This is a genomic window from Ruthenibacterium intestinale (assembly GCF_040096265.1).
GTDB lineage: Bacteria > Bacillota > Clostridia > Oscillospirales > Ruminococcaceae > Ruthenibacterium > Ruthenibacterium komagatae.
Window position 1 is genome coordinate 1 of sequence record NZ_JBBMFA010000102.1, and the last position, 8,588, is coordinate 8,588.

Annotated in this window: 8 protein-coding genes; 6 read left to right on the forward strand and 2 right to left on the reverse strand. The window is 57.4% G+C overall.

Annotated features, from left to right (window positions below; genetic code table 11):
* Positions 1-79: 79 nt before the first annotated feature.
* Both WMO24_RS12185 and WMO24_RS12190 read right to left on the reverse strand, forming a co-directional pair.
* On the reverse strand, positions 80-1,240 hold the full coding sequence (locus WMO24_RS12185; protein WP_349216691.1) for a sialidase family protein: 1,161 nt from the start codon (positions 1,238-1,240) through the stop codon (positions 80-82).
* Positions 1,241-1,265: 25 nt separating this feature from the next.
* A complete protein-coding gene (locus tag WMO24_RS12190; RefSeq protein ID WP_349216692.1) occupies positions 1,266-2,615 on the reverse strand; it encodes a four-carbon acid sugar kinase family protein in 1,350 nt (449 codons plus the stop codon).
* Positions 2,616-3,004: 389 nt separating this feature from the next.
* On the opposite strand from WMO24_RS12190, the gene WMO24_RS12195 reads away from it, so the two are divergent.
* The 6 genes from WMO24_RS12195 (at position 3,005) to WMO24_RS12220 (ending at position 8,055) form a co-directional block, all read left to right on the forward strand.
* Entirely contained in the window at positions 3,005-4,810 is a 1,806-nt protein-coding gene (locus tag WMO24_RS12195) for a PrpR N-terminal domain-containing protein (RefSeq protein WP_349216693.1), read from the forward strand.
* Between the two features lie 154 nt (positions 4,811-4,964).
* Positions 4,965-5,894, forward strand: coding sequence for a FecCD family ABC transporter permease (locus tag WMO24_RS12200; RefSeq protein WP_349216694.1), 930 nt, complete (start codon positions 4,965-4,967; stop codon positions 5,892-5,894).
* Entirely contained in the window at positions 5,891-6,673 is a 783-nt protein-coding gene (locus WMO24_RS12205; RefSeq protein ID WP_349216695.1) for an ABC transporter ATP-binding protein, read from the forward strand. Before WMO24_RS12200 ends, WMO24_RS12205 begins: the two co-directional genes overlap by 4 nt.
* Positions 6,670-7,038 (forward strand): winged helix-turn-helix domain-containing protein, encoded by a 369-nt coding sequence (locus WMO24_RS12210; protein ID WP_349216696.1) that lies wholly within the window; start codon positions 6,670-6,672, stop codon positions 7,036-7,038. The genes WMO24_RS12205 and WMO24_RS12210 overlap by 4 nt, the downstream gene beginning before the upstream one ends.
* A complete protein-coding gene (locus WMO24_RS12215) occupies positions 7,025-7,471 on the forward strand; it encodes a nucleoside-triphosphatase (RefSeq protein ID WP_349216697.1) in 447 nt (148 codons plus the stop codon). The genes WMO24_RS12210 and WMO24_RS12215 overlap by 14 nt, the downstream gene beginning before the upstream one ends.
* On the forward strand, positions 7,468-8,055 hold the full coding sequence (locus tag WMO24_RS12220; RefSeq protein ID WP_349216698.1) for a nucleotidyltransferase family protein: 588 nt from the start codon (positions 7,468-7,470) through the stop codon (positions 8,053-8,055). The genes WMO24_RS12215 and WMO24_RS12220 overlap by 4 nt, the downstream gene beginning before the upstream one ends.
* Positions 8,056-8,588 lie beyond the last annotated feature (533 nt).

An 8,588-nucleotide genomic window follows, 5' to 3' on the forward strand; every position in this document is an offset into this window, starting at 1 on the left:
ACTATATCTGAAATGCATTTTTGCAATTCATTCAAAAACCTTTCATTTTAGACTTGACTTTTAATAGTTAGTCTTTCGTTCAGCGGCTTTGGGCGGCGGTAGGATTGTACAGGCCCACGCGCTCGCGCTTGGCACCCATGACGTCCGCTTCGGTGAAACGCATGTATTTGATGCCTTTGCGCGTGTGCGCGGCATAGGCCAGATGCAGCGCGCCGTCTGTGGACTGCATCAGGTACGGGTATTCATACTGCTGATTGTTGGTGCGGTTTTCCTCGCCCATGAAGCCTTCGCCCCGCTCCATCCAGCGAATCAGGGGAAAGGTCTTTCCGCCGTCCTCGGACAGAGCCACGGACACCGGGCAGCGCAGACCGGGCCATGCGGCCTTGCCGGGCACAGGGTCCGGGGTGCAGGTGGGGTTGCAGGCGATGGCAATGCGCCCGCTGTTCAGACGAAGGGCGCTGATGGAAGAGTTGTTGTTGGGAATGGGCGTGGCCGTCGGTGCAGACCAGCTGTCACCCCAGTCAAACGATTCAGAGCGGTAGATGAAATCCGCTTCCCGGCTGCGCATAAAGGCCGCCAGGTGCCCGTTGTCCAGCTCCACCACATTGGCGTGAACGCGGCCCCGGCTTTGGGGCATCTCCACCTGGCGCCAGGTTTTGCCCTGATCGTCGGAGATCTGGAACACCGTGGGGTCTCCGGACAGCCCTTCTGCCGAGTCGGTGCACAACCAGTTGGCGAAGATCCAGCGGCCGTTGTGCAGCACCTGAATGGGCTGCCGGCAGAAACTGCCTTCCCGGGGAAATACGGTTTCATAAGCGCTCCAGGTCCGGCCGCCGTCGGTGCTTTTCTGGCAGCGGATCTGGGAAGTGAACTGCATGTTGTCCTTGCCGGCCTGTCGGTCCAGCTGCGCGGTGTACATGCACCATACAGCACCGTCGGGACCGAAAAACAGTGAGGGATTCTGTTCACTGCGGGCGGGGTCGCCGGAGACTTCCACCGGGGCCTCCCAGGCGAGCGCACCCTTGGGCAGGCGGGAGCAGACAATGTGAATGTCGGCGCTGCCTTCGTAGGTGCCTGCAAACCAGCAGCAGAGCAAATCGCCGTTGGGAAGTTCCAGCATGGCAGGGGCGTGGGCCGTGGGGTAGCCGCCCGTGGGCAGCAGAGCCTCGTCCGTATTCATGAGCGGGTTATGATAAACGGCGCCGTCCCATGCGAGGGTCGGCAGTGTGGGATAGGTCATAGTCGTTCCTCCTTGGTATGAGCGGTCAGCGTTGCGCCGCCAGGAAATCAGTCAGATGTAACAGCAGGTCCGGGGGACCGAAGCCGCCGGATTTGGAAATGACAAAGCGCGGGCTGCCGTCCAGTACAAAGCGGGAGAGCACCACGCCGCTGGCCAGTTCCCCCAGAGGCTGCAGCTCCGTGACGCCGATCTGGTGCATACACTGCAGCAGCGTATCGCCACCGGTGATCAACAGCGTGCCTTCCACTTCTCCCAGTTTTTTCAGCACACGTCCCAGCGAGCGGGAGACTCGCGTCCGAATGTCGCAGCAGCTCCAGCCGTGCCGGGCAGCGTAGGCATCGGTGGCGGCGCTTCCGTCCACTCCGTTGCTGTCCAGAATGCAGTGGCCGCCCGCTGCCATGATCCGGGTCCACTCTTCCAGTTGAAGGCGTCCCGGTTCGGTATCCCAATAATTCGGCTCCAGCTTCTGCTCGGCGGTCATGCGCAGATGCGTGAATCCCGCGCGTTCTGCGGCATCCAGCTGTGCCAGCGTAATGGGGTTCACGCTTCCGCACAGAACCAGAAGGCGTTTGTCCAAGAGGGGAAGTGCGGGCGGATGTCCGTCGCCCAGCTTCAGCAAATCGGGCAGAACCGCCGCAAATCCGGCACAGCCGGCCATCACCTTCAGCCGGCCCGCATCCAGCAAACGCTGGCCGGCAGTGCGCAGCTGCATTTCTGTCTGCGCATCAAAAATCAAAATTCCCTCTTGCGAAGGAAGGGGACCGGCTGTCTCCAACGGCGGAAAAGAGTGCGCGGGCACATCACTTTGCTGTGCAATCAGCTCTGTCACCCGAGATTCGGTCACCGGCTCGAAGGGGTCTGCGCCGAAAACGCTTTGTGCCACCGGAACGCCGTCAATATAATGCACGCCGTCTACCGTCTGCCGGTTCATGCCGGGCAGCGCCGGAAAGAAAAACAACTGCCGGACACCGGATGCTTCCAGTGCGGCGCTGAGTTCGGCGCCGATGTTTCCCCGCAGGGCCGAGTCGGTTTTTTTATAAATGTAGGGGATGTTTCTCTCCACGCCCTGCGCCACAATGCGGGCCACGATTTCGTGCGCCTGCAGGGAGGGCAGATGGCGTGTTTCCGCATCCATGACCAGAACTTCCACATCGGTGCCAATTCCGCGCAGATCTGCCCCGGCATCCGTCACCACAAGCGTGCGTGCACCATGACGCGCCAGCTGAACGCCGGTGTCCAGCGCGCCGGTAAAATCATCTGCAATCATCAGTAAGCGGAGCATGTTCTCATCCTCTCTCGGGCGTTTTTCATCGTCTTCATTGTAGCAGGTACGTCGAGCGGTTTGACAGGCCAGGAAAATCAAAAACTGATTCAAAATGATACATATTTTTGATTTTTTAAAAAATATTTTTAAAAGTATGTTTGAAAATAAAACGGTTTACGAGTCGGATGACGAATATTGTTTTATTATGACACGTTGTGCGCATAAAAAGATTAGATTTTTATGCAAAATGTCAGGCACATGCTCGAAACGGTAAAAAATGTATCGCAGCTTGGCAGCTTTGAGTGAACCCGTTAATTTGCTCAAAATACTATCCGAATAGTTTATTAATATAAGAATAAAACAAATTGTCCAGGAACTGACTGTATCAAATTGCTTCTTGATTGTGACCACGGCATGGATGAAAGGAAAGGCTCATCGACAAAACTGATTCATTTTGCTACAATGAAGAAAATGTTATTTGACTGTTGGGAGGAAAAGTGATGGGTGCCGCTGCTGAACCGCTGCGAATTTTGGGAATCGCCCCCTATGAGGGCATGCTGGATGCAATGCGCCGAACGGCGGAAAATCTGCCGGACGTGGAACTGGACGTTTATACAGGAGATTTGCAGCAGGGTGCGGATATTGTGCGCCGCACGGTGGATGCAGGGTACGACGCAATCATTTCCCGCGGCGGAACAGCCACCCTGATTCGGGAGACGACCGATTTGCCGGTGATTTCCATTCAGCTGTCCGTTTATGATGTGCTGCGGACCATTCGGCTGGCGCAGAGTTACTCCAATCTGTATGCCATCGTCGGTTTTCCGGACATCACAGAGGCTGCCCATACGCTCTGCGATTTGCTGCGGTATGAGCTGGACATTCTCACGGTCCACAGCACGGAGGAAGTGGAGACCACTTTACAGCGTCTGCAGAAGGGCGGATATCGTATGGTGATCGGCGATATGGTCACACACACCATTGCCCGCCGCATGGGATTTGATGCTTTTTTGATCACATCCGGGGCGGAGAGCCTTCACACCGCATTGGAACAGGCCGTGGAGCAGGGAAGAAACTCCCGCCGGATGCGGCGGGAAAATCAGCTTTTGCGCCGCATTGCCCAGCCTGAAAAGGGATTTGTTGTGGTATTGCGCGCCGACGGAACATATTATTATGCAGCACCGCGGGAACCGGACCACGAACTGGGCGCGCTTTTGCACGCGCGCATGCGCGAGATTCCCCGCACCGGTGCGCTTCATTTTTATCACTGGGCGGGTGGTTTGCTGTACCGCATCAGCGCCGAACGGCTGACGCTGAACCGTGAAGAAATGTTTTTGTTCCGCTGCAATCCCTCGCAGATCCCGCTGCGTTCCGAGAGAACCGGCATCCGAACACTGAATCAGGCGGAGTGCAGCCAGCTGTTCATGAGCAGTTTTTACAGCATCAGCGGCGCGATGGGGGAACTGGAGCCCCGACTGAATGCCATTGCCGAGGCGCGCCAGCCCATCATGATTGTAGGCGAAACGGGAACCGGAAAGCAGCAGATTGCGCGGGCTCTGTATCTGCGAGGTTCGCGGCGCAACGAACCCTTTGTGGAGGTAGACTGTGCCCTGGCGGATGAAAAAAGCTGGGACTTTCTGCTCAACCATGCCGCATCTCCCTTGAATGATATGGGCGGGACTGTGTATTTTCAGCATCTGGACGCACTGTCGGACCGAAGGGCAGCAACACTTTTATCCCAGATCATTGAGACGGACCTGGCCCGGCGGGAACGGCTGATTTTCTCCTGCTCCTGTGCCGAGGGTACGCCGCTTTCGCCCACCGGGCAGGACTTTGTGAACCGGGTGGGCTGCCTGTCGCTGCGTCTGCCGGCGTTGCGCACCCGTGCGGACGAAATTCCCTCGTTGGCCAGCTTGTACCTGGGCAGCCTGAATCAGGAGCTGGGCAGAGAGCTGATCGGGTTTACACCGCACGCCACGGAATTGCTGATCCGTTATCGCTGGCCCAACAATTATACGCAGTTCAAACAGGTCCTGCTGGAGCTTGCCACGCTGGCCACCTCTTCGTACATTCGGGGAAGCTCTGTGGCGGAACTGCTGGATAAGCAGCGCGCGCTGTGTGCACCCGGAACGCCCGCCGGCGGAACGGATCATCGCACGCTGGACCAGATCACACTGGATGCGGTGCGTGCGGCAGTGGCTGCAAACAACGGGAATCATTCCGCCGCTGCGCGGCAGTTGGGAATCAGCCGTTCCACGCTGTGGCGCCTTCTTAAAAATGTAAAGGAGCCGCTCGCACCCGATTTATGAACTGCACATAGAAAAAATAAATTTTGAGAGGAAAAACAATTCTAAAATATGCGATGGAGCGATCGATCCATCGTAACTCATACTTTGGATGGATTTACAGGGTGAAAAATCCATGATAAAATAAGCTGAATTTTATTTTGCGGCAGCCCTCGTTTTGACGGGGGCTGCCTTTGCTGCTTCTCTGGCGGTTGGGCGTTATCCCATCGACTGGATGCAGCTGGCGACGGATGGTATGGATCGCAAGGTGTTTTTCACTCTGCGCCTGCCGCGTACCTGTATGGCCATGCTGGCTGGGTTTGCGCTGGGCGTGGCTGGCAGTGTCTATCAGGCGGTGTTTCAGAACCCCCTGGCAGCACCGGATATTATTGGTGTTTCGTCAGGTGCTTCCGTGGGCGCGGCTGGGGCTATTCTGCTGTTTGGTGGCGGGGTTGTGCTCACGGCGCTGATGGCCTTTGCGGGGGGAATGGCAGCAGTGCTGACGGTTCTGGCGCTGGCGGGGTTTGCACGCCGACAGGGCATCACGGGCATCGTTCTGGCGGGCATTGCCGTGAACGCCTTAACACAGGCACTGCTGATGCTGCTGAAGCTGACGGCAGACCCGGAAAAGCAGCTGGCGGCTATTGAGTTCTGGACTATGGGCAGCTTCGCGGACGTGACTTTAACCAAGCTGTTGGGCGTTCTGCCCTTGACAATGGCAGGTCTGGCAGGTCTGTTTGTACTGCACCGGCAGATCTTGCTGCTGGGCTTGGGTGAGGACGAGGCTAGGATGCTGGGTGTTTCAGTGAAGAGCATGCGACGGGCAGTGCTTTTGTTGGCAACGCTGGTTACTGGCGCGGTGGTCAGCGTGACGGGGCTGATTTCTTTTATTGGGCTGTTAGCCCCGCACATCGCACGGCTTCTAATGCACAGCAGTCGATTCTCTTCCACCATTTTGGCCGGGGTAACGGGCAGCGTGCTGCTTTTGTGCGCGGATATTCTGGCGCGTAGTATAGGCTCCAGCGAGATACCGGTAAGCATCATTACCTCGCTGCTGGGGGCGCCATTCCTGTTTTGGCTGATGTGCCGAAAGGGGGATTGGGAATGAATGATCTTCTAACGGTCACAGACCTGCGGGCAGGTTATGGACGGCGCAATGTTTTGCAGGGCGTTTCCTTTGCGGTGCAGCGAGGCGAAGTGTGCGCGCTGCTGAGGGCAAACGGCTCGGGAAAATCCACGCTTCTCAAGGCGGTGTGCGGCTTGACGGACGCCACGGGAGGGTGTATGTTAGAAAAGACGAACCTGTGGGAAATGCCGCCGCGCCGCCGTGCGCAGCATCTGGGATATCTGGCCCAGCGCAGCGTGTGCGCTCTTTCTCTGCGTGTGCTGGACGTGGTGATGATGGGGTACAACCCTGTACTGGGACTGCTGGAGCATCCGGGCAAAGAAAAGCGCCGCCGGGCTGAGATGCTGTTGGAACAGTTGGGGGCGGGCCAGTGGACCGAAGAGGACTTCCTTTCTCTGAGTGAGGGGCAGCGGCAGCTGGTGCTGTTTGCTCGCACGCTGGTGCGCCGGCCGGAAGTCCTTTTGCTGGATGAGCCGGACAGTGCACTGGACTACGACAACCGGCATCGCCTTCTGCAGTGGCTGCGGGGGTATGCGGCGCGGGAGGGTGCGGGTATTTTGCTGTGCAGTCATGATGCGAACATCGCTTTGCGCTATGCTGACCGACTTCTCCTGCTGCGGGACGGATGCCTGACCTACGATGTGACGGTGAAGGACGCGGACCCAGACGCGCTGCAGCGGGTGTTGAGCGGGATCTACGGTCCGGTGGATATTTTGTGCCACAGTGGATATTTTTTGATGACAAGAGGAGAACGGGAATGAAGCTGAAATTCGGAATCTTTTTCTGCGACGACGAAGGGGAAAAGTTTTTCGGGGAGGGGCCGTATCAGCTGCTGCGTGGTATCGATGAACTGGGCAGTCTGCGGGCCTCGGCCAAACGCATGGGAATGGCCTATACCAAGGCATTCGGTATCATGAAGCGGGCGGAGGCGTCGTTTGGGTTTGCGCTTACTCAGCGCAAGATTGGCGGTAAAGGCGGTGGCGGAAGCATGTTGACGCCCGGCGCAAAGGAGTTATTGATGCGGTATGAAGCCTACAAAACATCCTGCACTCAAATGGCTGAAAACTTATACAATACGCACTTTTCAACGTTCCGGCCGGAAAAGTTTACTTTTGACAGGCGGTAAGGGTGCGGGCAAAACCACACTGCTGGAAGCGCTGCTGGACGGTGCGCCGGTGCCCGGCGTGCGCAGCGAGGTGGAGCGTGGGACGGATGGCCTGCCTCGGTGCGTGGTACTGGCCCAGCGCGGCACAGACCGGCGATGCATTGTGGGCCGGAGAGAAACAGGGCCCATGACACCGGACAAAGACGCCTTTGACGGGCCAGCCGCGGACATGCTGCGCGTGGTGCGCCGCGCGCCCGGCGCATGGGCCGCGGTGGACGAGATCGGTTTTCTGGAGGAGTGCAGCGAGGCGTATCGGTCCGAACTGCGGCAATTGCTAGAAGAAAAGCGCGTGCTGGCTGCGATCCGCAAGGCCGACACGCCTTTTTTGTGCGAGCTGCGTGCCCGGGACGACTGCTTTGTGCTGGATTTGGACGAAGTGGAGGAAGAGGCATGAACATCGGCTGTGTGATTATGGCTGCCGGTCGAGCCCGGCGCTTCGGCGCCAACAAGCTGTTGGCGGATCTGGCGGGAAAGCCCCTGCTGGCACATGTGTTGGATAGTCTTCCCCGGGAGCATTTAGCCCGGATCGTGGCGGTTGTCAGCGACGAGGACGTGGCCGCACTGTGCGCTGGGCGAGGAGTGACCGTGGTGCAGTATGGCGGAGGCGCTCAGAGCGAGACGGTGCGCCGGGGCATGGAGCAGATGGAAGGCATGGACGGCTGCCTGTTCGTCCAGGGGGACCAGCCGCTGTGCACCGGCCGCAGCATGGTGCGCCTGCTGGATGCTTTTTGTGGCGCGCCCGGAGATGTGCACCGCCTTTCCTTTGGTGACATCGCGGGTAGTCCGGTGGTGTTTCCCGCCCGGCTGTTCGGAGCGTTGGGTGCACTGACGGGCGAACAGGGAGGCATGGCGGCGGCGCGGCAAACGGGGGCGCAGGTGCGCCTGACCCAGGCGGATTTCGCAGGGGAACTGCTGGACGCGGACACTCCGGAAGCGTTATCCGAACTTGAGAAAAAATTTTTTGAAAAAAGTCTGTAAAGTCGCGCTCCATAAGGGTTTGTAAGCCAGGGGAGCGTGATTTTTTTAGAGTAAAGTTTATGGAATTTACACAGTACGGAGCGCGTGGCTTTGGCTAGAAAATAGAAAAAGCGGCGCCTGCCTTGAAAGCCTTTTCCGGTGGTGCTATACTGAAGGCGCAGTCGGAAGGCTGCATAAATTGTGAAGAAGATTGTTTGATTTTTAACAGCCAGCTGTAACGGAGTGCTTCGCGCAAGGGTTGGACCGACGGGACGAAAGTCCACTCGGATTTTCGTTGCAGAGAGGCTGTTTTTTGTTTCTTCTTCTTATAAAAGGATCATTTTTGAGAGAGCGGCTGTAACGGAGTGCTTCGCGCAAGGGCTGCAAAATCGCATAAAATGCGGTTTTGGCCTAGTTCCGATACGGCCGCTTGCCCGTTTCGGAACTGCGGAGTGCTTCGAAAAACATAAGGAGCAAACAGAAAGATTAACTATTAAAAGTCAACCCCGAAAATGAATGGTGGTGGTGAAAAAGAGATGGCTCAAAAAAGGTAT

Excerpts from the sequence above, each read along its gene's own strand:
- WMO24_RS12185 (WP_349216691.1), bottom strand. The coding sequence starts at position 1,240 with ATGACCTATCCCACACTGCCGACCCTCGCATGGGACGGCGCCGTTTAT.
- WMO24_RS12195 (WP_349216693.1), top strand. The coding sequence starts at position 3,005 with ATGGGTGCCGCTGCTGAACCGCTGCGAATTTTGGGAATCGCCCCCTAT.
- WMO24_RS12205 (WP_349216695.1), top strand. The coding sequence starts at position 5,891 with ATGAATGATCTTCTAACGGTCACAGACCTGCGGGCAGGTTATGGACGG.
- WMO24_RS12210 (WP_349216696.1), top strand. The coding sequence starts at position 6,670 with ATGAAGCTGAAATTCGGAATCTTTTTCTGCGACGACGAAGGGGAAAAG.
- WMO24_RS12220 (WP_349216698.1), top strand. The coding sequence starts at position 7,468 with ATGAACATCGGCTGTGTGATTATGGCTGCCGGTCGAGCCCGGCGCTTC.